Annotated in this window: 18 protein-coding genes and 1 pseudogene; 8 read left to right on the forward strand and 11 right to left on the reverse strand. The window is 60.2% G+C overall.

What is annotated here, in order from left to right; translation table 11 throughout:
* Positions 1 to 564: ribonucleotide-diphosphate reductase subunit beta (locus tag E3O56_RS20335; RefSeq protein WP_248128895.1), on the reverse strand; the 564-nt coding region annotated here is incomplete at its 3' end.
* A gap of 377 nt (positions 565 to 941) precedes the next feature.
* Here E3O56_RS20335 and E3O56_RS20340 point away from each other — a divergent pair.
* Positions 942 to 1,157, forward strand: coding sequence for a TOBE domain-containing protein (locus tag E3O56_RS20340; protein ID WP_003173733.1), 216 nt, complete (start codon positions 942 to 944; stop codon positions 1,155 to 1,157).
* Between the two features lie 56 nt (positions 1,158 to 1,213).
* Here E3O56_RS20340 and E3O56_RS20345 read toward each other — a convergent pair whose 3' ends face one another.
* Positions 1,214 to 2,359 (reverse strand): PatB family C-S lyase, encoded by a 1,146-nt coding sequence (locus E3O56_RS20345; protein WP_223018928.1) that lies wholly within the window; start codon positions 2,357 to 2,359, stop codon positions 1,214 to 1,216.
* A 227-nt stretch (positions 2,360 to 2,586) separates the two neighbouring features.
* Here E3O56_RS20345 and ggt point away from each other — a divergent pair, with 227 nt between their 5' ends.
* A complete protein-coding gene (gene ggt, locus E3O56_RS20350) occupies positions 2,587 to 4,311 on the forward strand; it encodes a gamma-glutamyltransferase (RefSeq protein WP_248128896.1) in 1,725 nt (574 codons plus the stop codon).
* 120 nt (positions 4,312 to 4,431) lie between these two features.
* Here the strand turns inward: ggt and E3O56_RS20355 are convergent, their stop codons facing one another.
* The 3 genes from E3O56_RS20355 to E3O56_RS20365 form a co-directional block, all read right to left on the reverse strand.
* Positions 4,432 to 4,956 (reverse strand): AAA family ATPase, encoded by a 525-nt coding sequence (locus tag E3O56_RS20355; protein ID WP_032875672.1) that lies wholly within the window; start codon positions 4,954 to 4,956, stop codon positions 4,432 to 4,434.
* Positions 4,953 to 5,516, reverse strand: a complete 564-nt coding sequence (pnuC, locus tag E3O56_RS20360; RefSeq protein ID WP_032875669.1) for a nicotinamide riboside transporter PnuC — start codon at positions 5,514 to 5,516, stop codon at positions 4,953 to 4,955. The genes E3O56_RS20355 and pnuC overlap by 4 nt, the downstream gene beginning before the upstream one ends.
* Positions 5,517 to 5,759: 243 nt before the next feature.
* Positions 5,760 to 7,394, reverse strand: coding sequence for a methyl-accepting chemotaxis protein (locus E3O56_RS20365; RefSeq protein WP_032875667.1), 1,635 nt, complete (start codon positions 7,392 to 7,394; stop codon positions 5,760 to 5,762).
* A gap of 227 nt (positions 7,395 to 7,621) precedes the next feature.
* On the opposite strand from E3O56_RS20365, the gene E3O56_RS20370 reads away from it, so the two are divergent.
* The gene (locus tag E3O56_RS20370) at positions 7,622 to 8,452 is read left to right on the forward strand and encodes an undecaprenyl-diphosphate phosphatase (RefSeq protein WP_005788518.1); all 831 of its coding nucleotides are present in this window, start codon (positions 7,622 to 7,624) and stop codon (positions 8,450 to 8,452) included.
* The gene (locus tag E3O56_RS20375) at positions 8,449 to 8,832 is read left to right on the forward strand and encodes a DUF1294 domain-containing protein (RefSeq protein WP_228309834.1); all 384 of its coding nucleotides are present in this window, start codon (positions 8,449 to 8,451) and stop codon (positions 8,830 to 8,832) included. The genes E3O56_RS20370 and E3O56_RS20375 overlap by 4 nt, the downstream gene beginning before the upstream one ends.
* Here E3O56_RS20375 and E3O56_RS20380 read toward each other — a convergent pair.
* A complete protein-coding gene (locus tag E3O56_RS20380) occupies positions 8,821 to 9,177 on the reverse strand; it encodes an MmcQ/YjbR family DNA-binding protein (protein WP_103734264.1) in 357 nt (118 codons plus the stop codon). The genes E3O56_RS20375 and E3O56_RS20380 overlap by 12 nt on opposite strands.
* Complete coding sequence (locus E3O56_RS20385; RefSeq protein WP_032875659.1) at positions 9,174 to 10,082, reverse strand: LysR substrate-binding domain-containing protein; 909 nt, start codon at positions 10,080 to 10,082, stop codon at positions 9,174 to 9,176. Before E3O56_RS20385 ends, E3O56_RS20380 begins: the two co-directional genes overlap by 4 nt.
* 125 nt (positions 10,083 to 10,207) lie before the next feature.
* On the opposite strand from E3O56_RS20385, the gene E3O56_RS20390 reads away from it, so the two are divergent.
* Entirely contained in the window at positions 10,208 to 10,819 is a 612-nt protein-coding gene (locus E3O56_RS20390; RefSeq protein WP_005788514.1) for an FMN-dependent NADH-azoreductase, read from the forward strand.
* 201 nt (positions 10,820 to 11,020) lie between these two features.
* A complete protein-coding gene (locus E3O56_RS20395) occupies positions 11,021 to 12,058 on the forward strand; it encodes a dienelactone hydrolase (RefSeq protein WP_248128897.1) in 1,038 nt (345 codons plus the stop codon).
* On the opposite strand, the gene E3O56_RS20400 is transcribed toward E3O56_RS20395, so the two are convergent.
* Entirely contained in the window at positions 12,052 to 13,224 is a 1,173-nt protein-coding gene (locus E3O56_RS20400) for an MFS transporter (protein WP_248128898.1), read from the reverse strand. The genes E3O56_RS20395 and E3O56_RS20400 overlap by 7 nt on opposite strands.
* A gap of 116 nt (positions 13,225 to 13,340) precedes the next feature.
* Positions 13,341 to 14,927 (reverse strand): ABC-F family ATPase, encoded by a 1,587-nt coding sequence (locus tag E3O56_RS20405; protein WP_003191057.1) that lies wholly within the window; start codon positions 14,925 to 14,927, stop codon positions 13,341 to 13,343.
* 341 nt (positions 14,928 to 15,268) lie between these two features.
* On the opposite strand from E3O56_RS20405, the gene E3O56_RS20410 reads away from it, so the two are divergent.
* The gene (locus tag E3O56_RS20410) at positions 15,269 to 16,978 is read left to right on the forward strand and encodes a polyurethanase (RefSeq protein ID WP_248128899.1); all 1,710 of its coding nucleotides are present in this window, start codon (positions 15,269 to 15,271) and stop codon (positions 16,976 to 16,978) included.
* A 44-nt stretch (positions 16,979 to 17,022) separates the two neighbouring features.
* Here E3O56_RS20410 and E3O56_RS20415 read toward each other — a convergent pair whose 3' ends face one another.
* Positions 17,023 to 18,258, reverse strand: a complete 1,236-nt coding sequence (locus E3O56_RS20415; RefSeq protein ID WP_032875647.1) for an MFS transporter — start codon at positions 18,256 to 18,258, stop codon at positions 17,023 to 17,025.
* A 154-nt stretch (positions 18,259 to 18,412) separates the two neighbouring features.
* Between E3O56_RS20415 and E3O56_RS20420 the strand changes: the two genes are divergently transcribed.
* Entirely contained in the window at positions 18,413 to 19,225 is an 813-nt protein-coding gene (locus tag E3O56_RS20420) for a class I SAM-dependent methyltransferase (RefSeq protein WP_248128900.1), read from the forward strand.
* A gap of 189 nt (positions 19,226 to 19,414) precedes the next feature.
* Here the strand turns inward: E3O56_RS20420 and E3O56_RS20425 are convergent.
* A pseudogene (locus E3O56_RS20425) lies at positions 19,415 to 19,890 on the reverse strand (NAD(P)-dependent oxidoreductase); the annotation flags it as partial.
* Positions 19,891 to 19,925: the final 35 nt, after the last annotated feature.

The following is a 19,925-nucleotide window of genomic DNA, read 5'->3' on the forward strand; positions in this document are numbered from 1 at the left end:
TTCTTCGAAGGCCTGGCGCAGGATGTACTGGCGGCACTCCGGGTTGGTGATCAGGCGGTACACGGCCAGCACCAGGTTATTGGCGACCAGGGAGTCGGCGGTGGAGAAGAAGCCCAGGTTGCGCATGACGATGCGGCGTTCGTCGTCGGTCAGGCCTTCGGGGTTTTTCCACAGGGCGATGTCGGCGGTCATGTTGACCTCTTGCGGCATCCAGTGGTTGGCGCAGCCGTCGAGGTACTTCTGCCAGGCCCAGTCGTACTTGAAAGGCACGAGTTGGTTGAGGTCGGCGCGGCAGTTGATCATGCGCTTTTCGTCGACGGCGACGCGGGCGGCGGAGCCTTCCAGCTCAGCGAGGCCTTCGGCGACGTCGAGTTTGTCCAGGGCGGCCTTGGCGCGGATGATCGCGGCGGAGTCGTTGGCGGTCACGTTGCGCGCCTCCAGGGCAGCAGCGGCGCCGGCACCGTCGAGGCGGTCCATGTTGGCTTCGCTTGCATGGCCGGCGTTGGCGCCTTTGATCACCGCTGCACCGGTGTCTTCGTTGTCGACTTCATCCCAACTCAGCATTGAAATACTCCCTTCTGATCCGTTCTGACGGTGTTCAACCCGTCCAAAAAATGTGCGATTTGCAGGCTACCAGGCATTGAAATACTGCGCTGAGTGTGGTCGGTGAATACCGATTCTGCACACTATGTAGTGGTCTGTTCTGTTTGTGGGCACACTATATGGTGTGTAACAAGGTTGGTCAACGCACAAGATATGCGGTCATACGTCGCTGTCGAGCGTGCGGCGCCGGGCAGATGGGCGCCGAAGGATATTTCCCTGATATATCATTATGGAATGGATAAATAGTTATTTATTCCTTTTAATGTTTTCTCGTGAGGCGCATTTTGGGGGCCTGCGCATTCGTGCGGATTGACCCAACAGCCAAAAGGAAAGCCGACATGACCATCAAAGCGATCAACGTGCGCAACCAGTTCAAAGGCGTAATCAAGGAAATTCTGCTGGGGGAAGTCGTGTCGGAAATCGACGTGCAGACGGCGTCCGGCATTGTTACTTCGGTGATTACCACGCGCTCGGTACGTGACCTGGAATTGAAGGTGGGCAGCGAAGTGATTGCCTTTGTGAAGTCGACGGAAGTGTCCATCGCCAAGTTGTGAATGGATAACGTGGGTGGGGATTGCTTACCCCTCCCACGAATGTTTCGCTGGGCAAGTCAGCGCTGGCGCAAGGCACGTTCCATGCGCTGTATACCTTCCTCGAGCATCGCCCGTGGGCAACCGAAGTTCAGGCGCACGAACTGTTGGCTGTCATCGCCAAATTCAATCCCGGCACTCAGGCCGACCCTGGCCTGTTCCAGAAAGAACCGTTGCGGGTCTTCCAGGCCCAATGCGCTGCAATCGAGCCACGCCAGGAAGGTACCTTGTGGTGCGTGCATCACTACACCGGGCAGGCGGGTCTTTAGCGCATCGAGCAGGTAATCACGGTTGGCCTGCAGGTACTGCAACAGCGCAGCGAGCCAGTCGCCGCATTGGCTGTAGGCCGCGCGAGTGGCTTCCAGGCCCAGGGGGCTGACGCTGTCGACCATGCCGCAGCGCGCGTTATTGAAGCGCTCGCGCAGCTCGGCGTTTTGCACCACGGCGAAGCAGGTCTTCAAGCCGGCCACGTTATACGCCTTGCTCGCCGACATCAGGGTGATAGTGCGCTGGGCAATCTCGGGGCTGAGGCTGGCAGTGGGGATATGCCGGCGACCATCGAAGCACAGCTCGGCATGAATCTCGTCGCTGATGATCAGCGCGCCGCTGTCAAGGCAGGCGTCGGCCACAGCCTGCAGTTCTTCGCGGGGGAATACTTTGCCGATGGGATTGTGCGGGTTACTCAGCAGCAGCGCACCGGCACCGCTTAATGCCTGGCGCATCGCAGGCATTGGCGTGACGTATTCGCCGTTGATCAACTCGAACGGCATTTCGATGCGCGGCAGGTTCCAGTTGCCGGGTGCCAGGCGAATCGGCCGGTAGTTGGGGGTTTGCAGCACTACCGCTTGGCCGGGTTTGACGAAGGCGTGCAAGGCCATGTTGAAACCAGGCTCGACGCCAGGCAGAAATAGCAGTTCTTCAGGTTGTACGCGCCAGGCGTACTTGGCCCACAGGTCCGCGATGATGGCCTCGCGCACATCCGGGCCGGCTACGCTGTAGCCAAGAATCTGTTGGTCGAGGCGCGTGTGCAGGGCCTGCAATACAGCGGGCGGTGCGGCGATGTCCATATCGGCGATCCACATCGGCAGAACGTCTTGCGGGTAACGGCTCCACTTGGTACTGCCGGTACCGTGGCGTGGGTGGAGCGTGTCGAAATCAAAGCTCATGAAAAAGGCTCGTATCAAAGCGGCGGCGAAAAAGTGGCGCTGATTCTAGCGCCATTGACGGTACAAATGTGGGAGGGAGCTAGCCCCCTCCCACATTCGGTTTATTCGCTGTTTCGTTACGCGTCCGTTCCATGACCGACAAGTTCTGTAATAAAAACGCCATTGCACTGGGGATTAGATTTGGGAGCGGCTATTTTGGCGCATCTCAATAAATAGAGTAGCCATGGATGAAATACCAACCTTTGCACCGCACTTTGATCGCCACTGCGCTCGTGTTGACAGTCAGCGGTGTTCACGCCGCTTCCCAGGCCCCGGTAGCCGGTGAAAATGGCATGGTGGTGACGGCCCAGCACCTGGCCACACATGTCGGCGTGGATGTGCTCAAGGCCGGCGGCAATGCAGTGGATGCAGCCGTTGCCGTGGGCTACGCGCTGGCGGTGGTGTACCCGGCGGCGGGTAACCTCGGTGGCGGCGGTTTCATGACCGTGCAACTGGCGGACGGACGCAAGACCTTCCTCGACTTCCGCGAAAAGGCCCCGTTGGCGGCCACCGCCGACATGTATCTGGACAAGGCCGGCAACGTGGTCGAGGGCCTCAGCGCCAAAGGCCATTTGGCGGTCGGCGTACCGGGTACCGTTTCCGGCATGGAACTGGCCCTGAGCAAATACGGCACTCTCAAGCGCGCCCAAGTGATTGCCCCGGCGATCAAACTGGCGGAAAACGGCTTTGAGCTGGAGCAGGGCGATATCGACCTGTTGCACACCGCCACTGGCGAATTCGAGAAAGATCAGGATTTGCGCGGGATCTTCCTGCACAACGGCCAACCGATGCAGGTGGGCCAGAAATTGGTGCAAAAAGACCTGGCCAGGACCCTCAAGGAAATCTCCACCAAGGGCACCGACGGTTTCTATAAAGGTTGGGTGGCCAAGGCCTTGGTGGATTCCAGCCAGGCCGGCAAGGGCATCATCACCCAGGCCGACCTCGACAAGTACAAGACCCGCGAACTGGCGCCCATCGAGTGCGATTACCGTGGTTACCATGTGGTCTCGGCGCCGCCACCCAGTTCGGGCGGCGTGGTGATCTGCCAGATCATGAACATCCTCGAAGGCTACCCGATGGCCGACCTCGGTTATCACTCGGCCCAGGGCCTGCACTACCAGATCGAAGCGATGCGCCATGCCTACGTGGACCGCAACAGCTACCTCGGCGATCCGGATTTCGTGAAGAACCCGATCGAGCATCTGCTGGACAAGAACTACGCCACCAAGCTGCGCGCCGCCATCGAGCCGCAAAAGGCCGGTGATTCCCAGGCGATCAAGCCAGGTGTGTCACCCCACGAAGGCAACAACACCACTCACTATTCGATCGTCGACAAATGGGGCAACGCGGTCTCGGTGACCTACACCCTCAACGATTGGTTTGGTGCCGGGGTGATGGCGAGCAAGACCGGGGTGATCCTCAACGATGAAATGGACGACTTCACCGTCAAGGTCGGCGTGCCGAACATGTACGGGCTGGTGCAGGGCGAAGCCAACGCTATCGCACCGGGCAAGGCGCCGCTGTCGTCGATGAGCCCGACCATCGTCACCAAGGACGGCAAGGCGGTCATGGTGGTCGGCACGCCAGGTGGCAGCCGCATCATCACCGCCACCTTGCTGACCATCCTGAATGTGATCGACTACAAGATGAATATCCAGGAAGCGGTCGACGCACCACGCTTCCATCAGCAATGGATGCCCGAGACCACTAACCTTGAGACCTTTGCGGTCAGCCCGGATACCCAGAAGATCCTCGAAAGCTGGGGCCATAAGTTTGCAGGCCCGCAAGATGCCAACCACTTGGCGGCGATCCTGGTAGGCGCGCCTTCCCTGGGTGGCAAGCCAGTGGGTAACAATCGTTTCTATGGGGCGAACGATCCGCGGCGCAACACGGGCTTGTCGTTGGGTTACTAAAGCCTGGTACGGTAAAAAATGTGGGAGCGGGCTTGCCCGCGAAAGCGGTGGGTCAGTCTATGCATGTGCTAGCTGATACATAGCATTCGCGGGCAAGCCCGCTCCCACAGGGGAAGTGTGTCAGCGCTTGAGCAACTGCTCTACTGCGGAAAATGCCGCTTGGCGACGCTGCTCCCAATCCCCGCGAATCACCACCACCGGCTGTTGATGCTCTTGCATCCACTCCAGGCTGGCCTGGAAAAACGCCCGGCGATCGGCCAGTTCCGGCTGGCAGCGCTGGCCATCGGCGCTCCATTCCACGTCCTCGGGGGAGAGCAGCAGGTGCAGGTCGTACTGCCGGGCCAGCAGTTCGTCATCAAGCCAACCGGGGTAATCGCCAAACAGGGTCTGGCTCCATAGCCTGTTGGTCAGCAAATGAGTGTCGAGGATCAACAGGGCAGGGTGCCGGGCGCGGGCGCTGTCTTCCCAGGCTAATTGGCCATGGGCGATGGCGGGGATATCCGCCAGGGTCGTGTCACGCTGATGGTGATCGATGAAATGCCGCACGTATTCACCCACCATCAACCCGCCGAAGTGCGCGTTCAGTTGCGCCGCCAACCAGCTTTTGCCGCTGGATTCCGGGCCTGCCAATACCACCACCTTCATGAGTGCAACGCCGGGTCGGTGCGCCATTCGCGCCAGCCTTGTACGGCAATCACGGTAAACAGTGCATAGAGCGCGGCTGTGAGGTAGAGGCCTTTGTAGAGGAACAACCCAACAAAAATCACGTCAACGACAATCCACAGCGCCCAGCACTGCACGCGTTTTTGCGCCATCCACATCTGCGCCACCAGGCTGAAACCGGTGAGGGCGGCGTCGAGCCAGGGCTGGGCGGCGTCGGTCCAGTGAGCCATGGCGGCGCCGAGCAACAGGCTGCCGACGGCGCCTACGGCCAGGCTGATCATGATCGCAGGCGCTCGCAGGCTGGTGACCTGACGGCCCTGTTTGACTTCGCCGGCACGGGTCCATTGCCACCAGCCATACACCTGCAACGCGGCGTAGACCACTTGCAGCAGCATGTCGGAGTAGAGCTTGACCTCGAAAAACACCCAGGTGTAGAGCAGCACCATCACCAGGCCGATGGGCCAGCACCAAGGGTTTTGTTTGACCGTCAGCCAGACAGCGATCACCCCCAGGGCGGCGGCGAACAGTTCAAGCCCGGACATGGCGGATCCTTGGGAAGTGGGAGAGGGCGGTGATTGTACCCAGAGCTCACCGATCCTCAAAACACAGCAATACAAATGTGGGAGGGGGCTCGCCACCATGCCCCGTGTAGGAGCGAGCTTGCTCGCGAAAAACGTCAACGGTAACGCGTGTTTCCTGAGTAAACGCGGCGCCTCTGGGTTTTTCGCGAGCAAGCTCGCTCCTACATAAGGCTAAGCAAGCCCCCTCCCACAATTTACCCGGCGCTAGATTCGGAACTGACGCAACAGCCCATCAAGCTGTTCACTCAAGCCCCGCAACTGCGCACTCGCCACGCTGGATTGTTCCGCCGCCAGCGCCGTGCTGTGGGACAGCCCGGCCGCCTGGGTGACGTTCTGGTTGATGTCTTCCACCACATGGGCTTGTTGCAGGGTGGCGCTGGCAATCGAAGCATTCAACCCGTTGAGGTTGTGCAGTGCCTGGCCGATGGCGGTGAGGCTGGCTCCGGCCTGGCCGGCCTGTTCGATGGTCAGTTGCGAGGCACTGTGGCTGTCGCTGATGACCTTGACCGCCGCTTCCGAGTGGCCTTGCAGGCGCTCGATCATCACCTGGATTTCGGCGGTGGATTTCTGCGTGCGCTGGGCCAGCAAGCGCACTTCATCGGCAACCACCGCAAAGCCACGGCCTTGCTCCCCGGCGCGGGCAGCTTCGATGGCGGCGTTGAGGGCGAGCAAGTTGGTCTGATCGGCAATGGAACGGATCACTTCGAGTACGCCGCCGATCTGCGTGCTTTCGCTGGAGAGCGTGCGGATCACCTCCACAGCCTGGCTGATGGTGCTGGAGAGCTGATCGATCTGCTGCAAGCTGCCGTCGATATTCACTTGGCCCTGTTGCGCCTGGGCTTGGGCATCGCGCATTTCGCTGGCCGCGTGCTCGGCATTCTTGGCCACGTCCTGCACGCCGTAAGTGACTTCGTTGATGGCGGTGGCCACCAGTTCCATCTGCTGCGACTGCTGCTGGCTGCGGTCGTGGGCCTGGCTGGCGTTGTGGCCCAACTCGGTGGATGACTGGCCCAAAGCGTTCGCGCATACCTGCAATTGGCCGACCACCTGGCGCAACTTGGCGGTGAAGCCATTGAAGTGGCGGGCCAGCTGGGTAAGCTCGTCGCTGCCATGGGTGTCCAGGCTGCGGGTCAGGTCGCTTTCACCGCTGGCAATATTGCCCATGGCATTCACCGCCGCCTGCAACGGCTGCACGATACTGCGGGCGATCAGCACCACCAGCACGGCCATCATCAGCGCAATGCCCAGGCCGATTGCCGAGGCTTTCCATACCTGGGTCTTGAACTCGGCCTGCACATCATCGACGTACACGCCGGAGCCGATAATCCAGCCCCAGGGTTCGAACAGCTGGATATAGGAGGTTTTCTCCACCGGAGCGTCGGCGCCCGGTTTCGGCCAGCGATAGTTGACGATCCCGGCGCCCTTGGCCTTGGCCAGGATCACGAACTCATTGAACACGGCGAAACCATCCGGGTCACGAATCGCCGAGAGGTTCTGGCCATCGAGCTTGGGGTTGGCCGCGTGCATGATCATCACGGGGGTGAGGTCGTTGATCCAGAAGTAGTCATCGTGGTCGTAGCGCAGGCCACGCACCGCGCTCAGGGCTTGCTGCTGCGCGGCGTCGCGGGTCAGTACCCCGGTTTTTTCCAGGTTCTGGTAATACCCGAGTACGCCACTGGCGGTCTGCACCACGTGCTGGGTCTGCTGGCGCTTGGCCTGGTAGAGGTCGCCGTGGATCTGGTTCAGCATCAGCAGCCCCAAGGCCAGCAGCATCAACACGGCGACTATCAGGATCAGCCAAAGGCGGCGGCTGATCGACATGCTGCGCAAACTGTTCATCGTCCTGTCACTCCATGCTCTTTATAATTGTGGTGCTGCTTCGAGATTTCCGGCGTGTCTGATAGGCTTTCGGCCCGGAATCGAAAAACCTGAGTACTGCCTGATTTTTCACGGAATTTTTGCAGACCGGCGTTGAGAATCAACCGCGGGCGCTTGAGTGCGCTCGTCGTCAGTGAACTTTAAAAAAGACTAAGAGGCATGCCACGCGCATGACCTTTGGAGAGAGCATGGATTTTTGGACCGCCATACAGGCATTGATTCTCGGCATCGTCGAGGGGCTGACGGAGTTCCTGCCGATCTCCAGCACCGGGCACCAGATCATCGTCGCCGACCTGATCAATTTCGGCGGCGAGCGTTTCGAAGCTTTCAATATCATCATCCAGCTGGGCGCGATCCTGGCGGTGGTCTGGGAGTTTCGCCGTAAGATCCTCGATGTGGTCATCGGCCTGCCGACCCAGCCCAAGGCCCGGCGTTTCACCGTCAACCTGATCATCGCCGTATTGCCGGCGGTGGTATTGGGGGTGATTTTTGCCGACCTGATCAAGCATTACCTGTTCAACCCGATCACCGTCGCCAGTGCCCTGGTGGTCGGTGGGGTGATCATGTTGTGGGCCGAACAGCGCCAACATGCGGTGCGCGCTGAAACGGTGGATGACATTACCTGGAAAGACGCCCTCAAGGTCGGCCTGGCCCAGTGCCTGGCAATGATTCCGGGCACTTCGCGCTCCGGTGCGACGATTATCGGCGGCCTGTTGTTCGGCCTGTCGCGCAAGACGGCCACCGAGTTTTCGTTCTTCCTGGCCATGCCGACCATGGTCGGGGCGGCGGTGTACTCGGGCTACAAGTACCGCGACCTGTTCCAGCCGGCGGACTTCCCGGTATTCGCCATAGGTTTTGTCACCTCGTTCATTTTCGCCATGATCGCGGTCAAGGGCTTGCTCAAGTTCATCGCCAGCCACAGCTACGCGGTCTTTGCCTGGTACCGGATTGCCTTCGGCCTGGTCATCCTGGCGACCTGGCAATTCGGCTGGATCGACTGGACTGCGGTCAAGCCATGAGCATCCAGCATCCACGCCTGAAGGCGCTGATCTTTGTGTTGTTATGCGCCGCGCCACTGTTGGGTTCAGCGGTGCTGTGGTATCGCGGCGAGACGGTGATCCCGCTGGCGGCGTATGGCGTGGTCAGTGTGGTGGCGTTCTTCCTGTACTGGAGCGACAAGCGCAAGGCGCAGACCGAGGGCCGGCGCACCCCGGAAAACATTCTGCACGCTGTCGAGCTGGCAGGCGGTTGGCCGGGTGCGCTGATTGCCCAGCAGGTGTTCAGGCACAAGACGCGCAAGGTGTCTTACCAGGTGCTGTTCTGGGTGATCGTGCTGCTGCATCAGGTGTTTTGGCTGGACCAGCTGTTCCTGGGCGGTACGCTGCTTTCAATCCTCTAGCAACAAACCGACCTGCGTGCGCTTGGGCAGTTTGCTCACCACCAGTTGGTGGGAGCGCTGCAACAAGCCACGCAGCTCATCGGCGCCCAGCGGGTAGGGCGTATTCATGATGATCCACTGCGCCCGCGCCAGATACGGTGCGGGGTGGATGCCGGGGCGGTCGACGTGGCCCAGGAACAGTTCCTTGTCGACCTTGAACGCCAGCGACTCGCCGCGCAGGTTCTGCAGGGCGAACATCTTGTTGCCGGCAATCGAGAACACCCGCACACCGCCCCACTTATAATCTTCCCGCGCACCGGGCAGGGTCAGGCAGAACGCGGCCACTTGTGCTTCAGTCATGCTCATAACAATCGATCTCCACAGCCTTTGAAGCCTTCTTCCAAATAGTCGATCCACGCGCGGATCGCCGGCAGCACGCCGCGCCGATGCGGGTATACGGCTTGCAACCAGCCGCCCGGCAATGACCATTGCGGCAGCAATTGCACCAGGCGGCCGCTGGCCAGTTCCTCTTCGCAATACATCATCGGCAGCACCGTAAAGCCCAGGCCCATGATGGCGCTGGCCTTGCGCACGATGAAGTCATCGATGCCCAGGCGGGCCTCCATCACCAGATCGTGAAGGTTGCCCTGGGGGTCGATAATCCGCTGGTGCACCATGCGGTCGGCTTCCAGTGCGCCGAGTATGGGCAGTTGCTTGAGGTCTTCAAGGGCGAGGACCTGCCGCTCGCGCATCAATGCCGGGCTGGCGACCAGCACTGTCTGGGCCTGGCGCAGGCGCTTGGTCACCAGCAGCGGGTCTTCATCACCCAGTTCGCGCACACGCAGGGCCACATCAATGCCTTCGGCGACCAGATCGACGCGGCGATTGACCAAGGTCATGTCCAGTTGCACCAACGGGTGCGCGGCCAGAAAGCCTGCCACCAATTCCGGCAGGATCTGCTGGGCCAGACCCACCGGGCACGTGACCCGCAGGCGTCCACGCGGCTCGCTGGACATGCTCGCCACGGCCTCATCGGCCATCTCCGCTTCCAGCAACATCGCCTGGCAATGGCGCAAGTAACGCTCGCCCACGGCAGTCAGGGTCAGTTGTCGGGTAGTGCGTTGCAGCAGGCGCGCTCCCAGGCGCTCTTCAAGCTCGGCAATGCGCCGTGACAGCCTGGACTTGGGAATCCCCAGCAGCCGGCCCGCCGCGGCGAAACCGCCGGCTTCGACGACTTTGGCGAAATAGTAGAGATCATTAAGGTCTTGCATGGTCGGCCTATTGTCCTGTCAGTAGGACAAACTATCGCATTTCAGGTGGCTTATCGACTATTGGTTTCATGCGTAGCATCACCACCATCTGATCGCCACTGTCGATCCCACCTCGGAGATCCACCATGAAACTACTGCATATCGATTCCAGCATCCTCGGCGACAACTCGGCTTCCCGCCAACTCAGTGCCGGTGTGGTCAAGGCATGGCAAGCGGCTGAACCGGGTGTGCAAGTGACTTACCGTGACCTGGCCAGCGAAGGCATCAACCACTTCTCCGGCGCTACCCTGGGTGCACTGGGCACTGCGGCCGAACTGCGCGATGCCGCGCAAAAGCACGAGGCCGAACTGAGTGCATCATCGCTGGCTGAATTCCTCGCCGCCGATGCCATAGTGGTAGGCGCGCCGATGTACAACTTCACTATTCCTACCCAGTTGAAAGCCTGGATTGATCGCATCGCGGTTGCCGGCCAGACCTTCCGCTACACCGAAGCCGGCCCTGAAGGCCTGTGCGGTAACAAGAAGGTGATTATCGTGTCCACGGCCGGTGGCTTGCACGCGGATCAGGCATCTGGCGCTGCCCATGAAGGCTACTTGAAACTGCTGTTCGGTTTTCTCGGCATCACCAATATTGAAATCGTCCGCGCTGAAGGGCTGGCCTACGGTGATGAAGCGCGCAGCAAAGCATTGAACGACGCCAACGTGCGGATCAACCAGCAGTTGTTCGCCGCCGCGTAAGGCTTGTGTAAATTAAGCCGTTGCCCGGTTTCATTCTGAAGCCGGGCGCCTAAACTCTGTATTCTGATCGCCTGAACGCGAGCGGAGTACGGAGTTTTTTCGTTTGTGGCCCAGGTTATGCAGAGGTTATGCAGATAGGGATCCGATACCTGGACTTTTATTCGACATGCCGGTTCTTACGCAGCAAAGGTGGACATCCCCATGATGCGTCTTGGTGCTGTTTTGATTCTGTCCCTGTTTGGCGGCCTACTTTCAGTGCACGCTGCACCGGCACCGCACCCGCATTGGAGTGTGGGGTTTCATCGCATGAGCGTGCTCGACCCGCTGGATTCGCAGCCGATGAAGGCCATTGCGTTTTACCCTTCCACTGACACCGAACGCACCACGCCGCTGGGCGCCTATCAGGTCGCGGCCAGTGAAGACGCCAAGGTTGCCATCGGCCGTTTTCCCATGCTGATGTTGTCCCACGGCAATACCGGCACGCCCCTGGCCTTGCATGATCTGGCCACGTCACTGGCGCGCAAGGGATTTGTGGTGGTGGCGGTCCTGCACCCCGGCGACAACTATAAGGACCACAGCCGCCTGGGCACTGTGAGTAATCTGTATGGCCGGCCGATCCAGATCTCCCAGGCGATCACCGCGACCCTGGCTGATCCCATGCTGTCGCCCTTTGTGGATGTCGATCAAATTGGTGTCATCGGTTATTCAGCCGGTGGCGAAACCGCGCTGATCCTGGCGGGCGCCAAGCCGGATTTCGAGCGCCTGCGCCGTTACTGCCAACAACGCCCCGAGGACCGTGATGCCTGCACCACCAAGGGCGAGTTGGTGGTCGACCGCGACGACTTGCAGCCCCAGGCCGACCCACGCATCCATGCCTTGATGCTGATGGCGCCACTGAGCCTGATGTTCGGCCGCCACACTCTGGCCGATGTGCACGTGCCGGTGTTGCTCTACAGTGGCGACGGCGACCAGTTGGTGGCGGTGGACAAAAACGCTGCCGCCCTGGCGCGTAAACTGCCGGAGCCACCGGACTTCAAGCTGTTGGCCGGGGCAGGGCATTTTGTATTCATGGCGCCATGCGACAGCGATCAACTGGCGACAATGCCAGGCATCTGCACCGATGCCGATGGCGTCGACCGCGAAGGTATTCACCGCGATATGGTCTCCGAGGCCGGGCGCTTTTTCAGCCGAACCCTCGGTGAGGCGACGCGTGCCGGCCTGCAGACGGCTGATCAGTAGGCGCGGCGCCTGAGCAGTACGGTCAGGGCGAGTGCGCTGACCGACAGCAACGCGGCACAGAAGAAGATCCAGCCGTAGCCAAGATTCAACGCCACGGCGCCCATCAACGGCCCGGCAATCGCCAGCGCCAGGTCGAAAAACACCGCATAGGCACTCAGCCCCGCACCTCGGCTGCTGTCCGGCACTTGCTTGATGGCTTCAACCCCCAGCGCCGGGTACACCAGCGACAGGCCAAAGCCGGTCAGCCCGGCACCGATCAAGGCGACGCCGGTGGACGGCGCCAGCCACAGCAGCGTCAGGCCCAGGATTTCGATGCTCATGCAGGCGATGGCGGCGGTAAACCCACCAAACCGGCTGATGGCAGAAATGAACATCAGGCGCGAGAGAATAAAACACGCGCCAAATACCGTCAGGCAAAACGCCGCGCCGCTCCAGCCACGATTGAGGTAGTACAGGGTAATGAAGGTCGTCAGCGTGCCGTAGCCAATCGACGCCAGGCACAGGCTGGTGCCGAACGGTGCGATTCGCCCGAACACTGCCCAGAACGGCAGCCGCTCACCGCGCACCACCGGCACCGACGGTTTATTGCGGATCAGCACCAGCCCCAGCCCCGCCAACACCGACAGGGCAACTCCCAGGCTGGTATAGCCATATTCCGCCACCATCACCACGCCGACCGGCGCACCAACGGCAATGGCGCCGTAGGAGGCAATGCCATTCCAGGAGATCGAGCGGGCCGTGTGTTCAGTCCCCACCGCGCCCATGCACCAACTGATGGTGCCCACGCCAATCAGGCCCTGGGCCACGCCCAGCAACAGGCGGCCGACGATCAGAATGCCCAGGCTCAAGGCTGGCAGGCTGTCCACCAGGGTGGCGATAAAGGTCAGCACGCCGCTGATCAGGATGCCGGCCAGGCCCAGCACGATCGCACGCTTGGTGCCGACGTTATCCGACATCCGTCCGGCCATCGGGCGGCTGAGCAACGTGGCCAGGTATTGCGAACCGATGGTGACCCCGGCGACAACTGCGCTGAAACCCAGTTGTTCGTGCACATAGCCTGGAATCACCGCAATCGGCAGGCCGATGCAGATAAAGGCTATGAAGGTGTAGAACACGATGGAGACGATCTGCAGGGTGATCGACAGGGAGGAGGGGGCGGCAGGCATGGGTACTCGATCGCTGGCGGGCGGTACGGCCATGATGCCACTGCTCTAACCAATGTGGGAGGGGGCTAGCTCCCTCCCACATTTGGATCTGACTGCCCTGGAAGCTGAGGGCGTTCTTAGAACACCACACCCTGGCTACGCAGGTAGTCGTCATAGGTGCCGCTGAAGTCGATCACGCCGCTTGGGCTCAACTCGATGATGCGGGTCGCCAGGGACGATACGAACTCGCGGTCGTGGCTGACGAAGATCAGCGTGCCCGGGTAGTTTTCCAGTGCCAGGTTCAGCGCCTCGATGGATTCCATGTCCAAGTGGTTGGTCGGTTCGTCCATGATCAGCACGTTCGGCTTTTGCAGGATCAGCTTGCCGAACAACATGCGGCCTTGCTCACCACCGGAGATCACTTTGACCGACTTCTGGATTTCGTCGTTGGAGAACAACATGCGGCCCAGAGTGCCACGGATCATTTGTTCGCCTTGGGTCCACTGGCCCATCCAGTCGAACAGGCTCACGTCGTCTTCGAAGTCGTGGGCGTGGTCCTGGGCGTAGTAGCCCAGTTCGGCGGCGTCGGTCCACTTGATGCTGCCGGCATCCGGGGTCAGTTCGTTGACCAGGGTGCGCAGCAGGGTGGTCTTGCCGATACCGTTCGGGCCGATGATTGCCACGCGCTCGCCAGCTTCAACCTGGAAGCTGAAGTCCTTGAACAGCGGCTTGCCGTCAAAGCCTTTGGCCATCTTTTCGACCATGACCGCCTGGCGGTGCAGCTTTTTGTTCTGCTCGAAACGGATGAACGGGCTCACACGACTCGACGGCTTGACTTCGGCCAGTTGGATCTTGTCGATCGCCTTGGCACGGGACGTGGCCTGCTTGGCTTTGGAGGCGTTGGCCGAGAAGCGGCTGACGAAGGATTGCAGTTCGGAGATCTGCGCTTTCTTCTTGGCGTTGTCCGACAGCAACTGCTCGCGGGACTGGGTCGCCACGGTCATGTACTCGTCGTAGTTGCCCGGGAACAGGCGCAGCTCGCCGTAGTCCAGGTCAGCCATGTGGGTGCACACGCTGTTCAGGAAGTGACGGTCGTGAGAGATGATGATCATCAGGCTGGAGCGCTGGGTGAGGATGTTTTCCAGCCAGCGGATGGTATTGATGTCCAGGTGGTTGGTCGGTTCGTCGAGCAACAGCACTTCAGGGTCCGAGAACAGCGCCTGAGCCAGCAATACACGCAGTTTCCAGCCTGGGGACACTTCGCTCATCGGGCCGAAATGCTGCTCCAGGGGAATCCCCAGGCCCAGCAACAACTCACCGGCGCGGGATTCGGCGGTGTAGCCGTCCATTTCGGCGAACTCGGTTTCCAGCTCGGCCACGGCCATGCCGTCTTCTTCGCTCATTTCCGGCAGCGAGTAGATACGGTCGCGCTCGGCCTTGACCTTCCACAGCTCCTCGTGGCCCATGATCACGGTGTCGAGCACGGTGAATTCTTCGTAGGCGAACTGGTCCTGGCGCAGTTTACCCAGGCGCACATTCGGCTCCAGCATGACCTGGCCGCCGGACGGGTCGAGGTCGCCACCGAGGATTTTCATGAAGGTCGACTTGCCGCAACCGTTGGCCCCGATCAAACCATAGCGGTTGCCGGCGCCGAACTTGACCGAGACGTTCTCGAAGAGCGGCTTGGCGCCGAACTGCATGGTGATGTTAGCTGTGGAGATCAATTACTTTACCTATCAATGGGTTGCGAGCGTGACGGCAGGTGCCTTCAGGCATGCGTCAACAGCGACATCAAGGCGCGAAACCCGGTCGCTGAGCGGAAAATTTGGGATGTGTGTTGGAATTTGGCGCGCATTGTCGCATATGTGAGGCGACAGTTGTATGGCAGTCGACGACGATGTTCCGCGCCTTGCGTGATTCGAAGCGCTGAAACCAAAGCTCGGGCCGGCGGGCAGGTATTCATTTTTTAGGTAACGATTGACAGTCCTTTCCCGTCCATCACCAATCTGTCCCGGCCATGGGCACTGAGGCCACATCAAAAGTCATCTGAAAAGGGGCAACGGGTATGGGGGTTTTCGATTACAAGAGCATGACGGGCCAGAAGGCCAAGGCGCTGCTGAACGACGCTTTGGCCTTGTCCGATTACGCTTATGACGCCAGCGGCCAACCGCTGACCGCTGGCGGCTGGGCGCCTATCGGTGCGCAAGCACTGGGGGTGACGCAGAAAGTCGACGAGTACGGCACCTTTTGGGGCGAGACGGTATTGGCTCCCTCCGCCAACGTCAAGATTGTGGGACAGTACGATGGCGTGGGTAAGCTGATCGCCATGGGGGTTGCCTTTCGTGGGACGTCCTTTGGCTTGTCCTGGGATGGATTGGGCGACGTCGCCAGCGATCTGGCTGCTGCCGCCGTTCCCGGATACGCCGCCAATTATGCTCAGTTCGCGTTCAGTGGCTTATTGGAGCACGTCGCCAGCTACGCCAGGAGCCAGGGCTTGACCGGCAAGGATATCCTGGTCACCGGCCATAGCCTCGGCGCACTCGGGGCCAACAGCTTGGCGACCTTGAGCCATGATCATTGGGGCGGTTTCTTCGAGGATGCCAACTACGTAACCTTTGCCTCACCCACACAACGTTCGGGTGACACTCGGATCTTGAATATCGGCTATGAGAATGACCTGGTGTTCAAGGCCATTGATGGCGAAGGCATCAATACGTCGGCACTGCGCTGGGGTAACGATAGCGTTTGGGATTCGGCGGCCAATAACCTGGTCAGCTTTACCGATAACTACGCCTCGGCCTGGGCGCATTTACCCAATGCCCTCAACTGGGGAGTCGGCAAGGCTCACTCCCTGGACGGTTACATCCAAGGCATGAAGCGTATCGCGTCCTCGGATTTCTACGACCTGACCAGCAAAGACTCGACTATCGTACTCTCCAGCCTCAGCGAGGCCACGCGTGAAACCACCTGGGTGCAAGACCTGAACCGCTACGCCGAAAAACACACCGGCAATACCTTTATATTCGGTACCGAGGGCAACGACCTGCTCAAGGGCGGAGCGGGCAATGACTTCCTGGAAGGTGGCGCAGGTGATGATCGTTTCCGCGATGACGGCGGCTACAACATCCTGCTGGGGGGGCAGGGCAATAACGTCTTCGAACTGCAAAAGCCACTGGGCGCCTTCAGCTTTGCCAATGACGGCGATGGCACGTTGTATGTCAACGACGCCTATGGCGGTATCAGTATGACCCGGGATATCGGCGCATTGGTCAGCAAAGAAACGGCCTATATACCCTGGACTTCAATCCCTTGGGGCTCCAATGACATCACTTATAAGGTGACCGGCGATGGCCTGCTGGCCGGTAACGACCTGACGCACTACGCGGCCTCTACCAACGGAGATGCGCATGACAATGTCCTCACCGCTCATGCCACGGGTGATTGGCTGTTCGGCTTGGGCGGCGACGATCACCTGATCGGAGGCCCGGGTAATGACGTATTTGTCGGCGGCACCGGCAATGACCTGATGGTTGCAGGCGGTGGCAGTAATACCTTCCTGTTCGACGGCATCTTCGGCAACGACCGGATCCAGGGTTACCAGGCCAGCGATAAATTGGTGTTCATGGGTATGGCTGGCCTGGGTCAGGATTACGATTACCGCTCTTATGCCTCGACATTCGAGGACAACACCGTGCTGGCCTTTGGTGACAACTCGGTGATGTTAATGGGCGTGAACATGACTCAGTTGAATGGCGCAGGCATCTTTATTTCCTGAACGCGGGCGGGGCAGAGCACCTTGGATGACAGGGGGGCTCTGCTTCAGCCCATTACCGGCACCTGCAGGCTGGGTTTTGCCAGGGTTTCCGGCATCGCCAGCCACAACAGCAGCAACGCCACGCCCGCCACGCCCGCCAAGGTCAGAAAGGCTGCGTTATAGCCGGCCTGTTGCACCACGAAGCCGGCCAGGCTGCTGCTTAGCGCCGCGCCGAGGCCGAACACAGTGGAAAGGGCGCCCAGACTGACATTGAAACGCCCGGTGCCTTGGGTCAGGTCCTTGACGATCACCGGGAACAACGCGCCGAAAATACCCGCGCCGATACCGTCAAGCATCTGCACCGCCACCAGCCAATACGGATCGCTGGACAGGGTATACAGCACGCCACGCAGCGGCAGGATCAGAAAGCCGGCCAGCAACAGCGGCTTGCGCCCCCAGATATCAGCCTTGAGCCCGACCAGCCAGGCGATCGGGACCATGACCAACTGTGCAGCGACAATGCAGGCTGAGGTCAGGGGGGTGGCCATCTGCAGGTTGATCTGCGCCAGTTTCTGGCTGACCAGTGGCAGCATCGCGGCATTGGCCAGGTGAAACAGCGCGCAGCACACGGCGAACAGCAGCAACGGGCGGTTAGCCAGCAAGACGGTCAGGCCCGAAGGCTGCTCATGGTCACTGTGATGGGCGGGATCGAAGCCACGGGCCACGTCATGATCAATCGCCTTGCCAGAAACACAACTGACCGCAATGACACTGGCGACCGCCATAAACGCCATCAGGTAAAACACCACCACCGGCCCATACAGATACGCCAGGCCCCCGGCCAGCAGTGCGGCCACAGCGTTGCCGGCGTGGTTGAAGGTTTCGTTGCGCCCGGTACGCCGAGTGAAAGCACGGGGGCCGGTAATACCAAGGGAGATGGCAGAAATGGCCGGGGCGAATACCGATGCGGCAACGGCGCTGGCGGCTTGGGTCAGCGCCACCCAGCCAAATGAACTGACGAAGGGCAGTATCAGGCAACTGCCGGTGACCAGCAGCGCGGCAATCGCGATGACTGCACGCTTGCTGCGGGTTCGGTCGATCAGCGCACCCGCCGGGCCCTGGGTGATCAAGGCGGCGATACCGGCCAGGGTCATGACTACGCCGATACTGGCCGGGTCCCATTTATGGACCGCCAGCAGGTAGATCGCCAGGTACGGCCCGAGACCGTCGCGAACATCCGCGAGGAAGAAGTTCAGGCTGTCCAGGGAAAGGGCGGTACGCAGATCTGAATGATGGGCCACAGTGCGACCTTCAAGAGCGGCGTTCAAGGGCTGAAAACGCGATGGCTTAATGACCGGTAGGCTTGGCCATAAGTTTCGCTGGGGCTGCGGGTTTTATCTGGCAGATATTTGGCTTATGTTCCTAAGCCCGCTGTATTGACTTTCTGGAGACGCAATGGACATGCCCTCAGCGCAAGAGGCGATTGCCAGCAATAAAAACGCTTGGGACGAATCGGCCCGGTTGCACAAAGACACGGCGACCTGGAGGGAGCTACTGGCCTCGGTGGCCGAACCTGACTTTTCCTGCCTTGACCCCACTATCACCGCGTTGCTGCATGAGATAGGTGTGGTGGGCAAGGACGTGGTGCAATTGTGCTGCAACAACGGACGCGAAAGCCTTTCGTTGTATGGCTTGGGGGCCCGTTCGGTGGTGGGGGTTGATCAATCCCGGGCGTTTCTTGAACAGGCGCGGGAATTGGCCGAGGTCTCGCCACACAGCCCTGATTTCATTGAGACCGATATCCACCATTTGCCGGAGCGTTTGCAGGCACGGTTCGATATTGCCCTGGTGACCATTGGCGTACTGGGTTGGATGCCGGATGTGGCGTTGTTCATGCGCCAGGTTGCCCGTGTGCTGAAGCCCGGCGGTACGTTGGTCATGTACGAAACCCATCCCTTTCTTGAGGTGTTTGACCCCTGTGGGGCCAACCCGATGCTGCCTGCCAGTTCTTACTTCCAGCGTGAACCCTTTGTGCTGCAGGAGGCAATTGTCTATGAAGGGAAGGACGAGCGGCCCGGGCCGACCTCCTATTGGTATGTACATACCCTGGGCAGTGTGGTCAGCGCGGCTATCGCAGCGCAGTTGCAGATCGCTCATTTGCAGGAATACCCGCATTCCAACCGGGAAGAACTCTACGATCAATATGAGCATCAGGCCGCGCAACTGCCCCTGTGCTTTACCATGACAGCGATCAGGCGTGATGGCTGATAAAGGTTTGCGCACGCAAAAAAAAGGCCCGCGAGGAGAGGGCGGGCCAAGTGATTCACTGGAGTAGGTAGGCCTGACCTTATAGGTCGAAAAGTGAAGGCCTTGTGAAAATGCCGTGATCAAATCGGATAATCACGTCTAATGCCGATCAGTGTAGGAGCGAGCAAGCTCGCTCCTATGTATGGACTCTTTCTGGCCGATACTGCCCAGGCCGAGCACGCCCAGGGTCTTGCCATGCAGGTCACCGCCCAGGCCCATCTGCCATCCGCCTGCGCGCAGCGAGTTGGCTTCGGCCAGCAGATTGCGCGTAGAGGCCATGATCAGCGCCCAGGTCAGTTCCGGCGCCGCATGTTTATAGCTGTCGGTGCCGCACACCTGGATACCCAGGGCCTTGGCGGCGGCAATATCGATGGCAGCATTGCGCATACCGCCGGTGACCAGCAATTTTAGCTTGGGCAGCCCTTGCAGCAAGGCCTTGTCGAAGGTGGAGCGTTCGCGCATGACGCAAATCACCTCGAAGCCCTTCAAGCGTTCAACCATTGTCGCCGTATCAGCGGGGTAGTCGTGGAGAAATGTACCTGACCCACGCCGTCCAGCGCCGACCAATCCACCACGTCACTGGCGACGTTCTGCCAATCATCTATCACTGCGATCTGTATCGACATGCCATGGGCCTCGAAATCAAAGGGCATTCATACCC

The organism is Pseudomonas sp. W2Aug9, assembly GCF_023127755.1.
Lineage (GTDB): Bacteria > Pseudomonadota > Gammaproteobacteria > Pseudomonadales > Pseudomonadaceae > Aquipseudomonas > Aquipseudomonas synxantha_A.

Bases quoted from the DNA above. Each gene is read 5' to 3' on its own strand.
- E3O56_RS20400 (WP_248128898.1), bottom strand. From the start codon at position 13,224: ATGCCTGCCGCCCCCTCCTCCCTGTCGATCACCCTGCAGATCGTCTCC.
- E3O56_RS20340 (WP_003173733.1), top strand. From the start codon at position 942: ATGACCATCAAAGCGATCAACGTGCGCAACCAGTTCAAAGGCGTAATC.
- E3O56_RS20390 (WP_005788514.1), top strand. From the start codon at position 10,208: ATGAAACTACTGCATATCGATTCCAGCATCCTCGGCGACAACTCGGCT.
- pnuC (WP_032875669.1), bottom strand. From the start codon at position 5,516: ATGTCCGGGCTTGAACTGTTCGCCGCCGCCCTGGGGGTGATCGCTGTC.
- E3O56_RS20375 (WP_228309834.1), top strand. From the start codon at position 8,449: ATGAGCATCCAGCATCCACGCCTGAAGGCGCTGATCTTTGTGTTGTTA.
- E3O56_RS20420 (WP_248128900.1), top strand. From the start codon at position 18,413: ATGGACATGCCCTCAGCGCAAGAGGCGATTGCCAGCAATAAAAACGCT.
- E3O56_RS20365 (WP_032875667.1), bottom strand. From the start codon at position 7,394: ATGAACAGTTTGCGCAGCATGTCGATCAGCCGCCGCCTTTGGCTGATC.
- E3O56_RS20370 (WP_005788518.1), top strand. From the start codon at position 7,622: ATGGATTTTTGGACCGCCATACAGGCATTGATTCTCGGCATCGTCGAG.
- E3O56_RS20355 (WP_032875672.1), bottom strand. From the start codon at position 4,956: ATGAAGGTGGTGGTATTGGCAGGCCCGGAATCCAGCGGCAAAAGCTGG.
- E3O56_RS20385 (WP_032875659.1), bottom strand. From the start codon at position 10,082: ATGCAAGACCTTAATGATCTCTACTATTTCGCCAAAGTCGTCGAAGCC.
- ggt (WP_248128896.1), top strand. From the start codon at position 2,587: ATGAAATACCAACCTTTGCACCGCACTTTGATCGCCACTGCGCTCGTG.
- E3O56_RS20395 (WP_248128897.1), top strand. From the start codon at position 11,021: ATGATGCGTCTTGGTGCTGTTTTGATTCTGTCCCTGTTTGGCGGCCTA.
- E3O56_RS20380 (WP_103734264.1), bottom strand. From the start codon at position 9,177: ATGAGCATGACTGAAGCACAAGTGGCCGCGTTCTGCCTGACCCTGCCC.
- E3O56_RS20345 (WP_223018928.1), bottom strand. From the start codon at position 2,359: ATGAGCTTTGATTTCGACACGCTCCACCCACGCCACGGTACCGGCAGT.
- E3O56_RS20410 (WP_248128899.1), top strand. From the start codon at position 15,269: ATGGGGGTTTTCGATTACAAGAGCATGACGGGCCAGAAGGCCAAGGCG.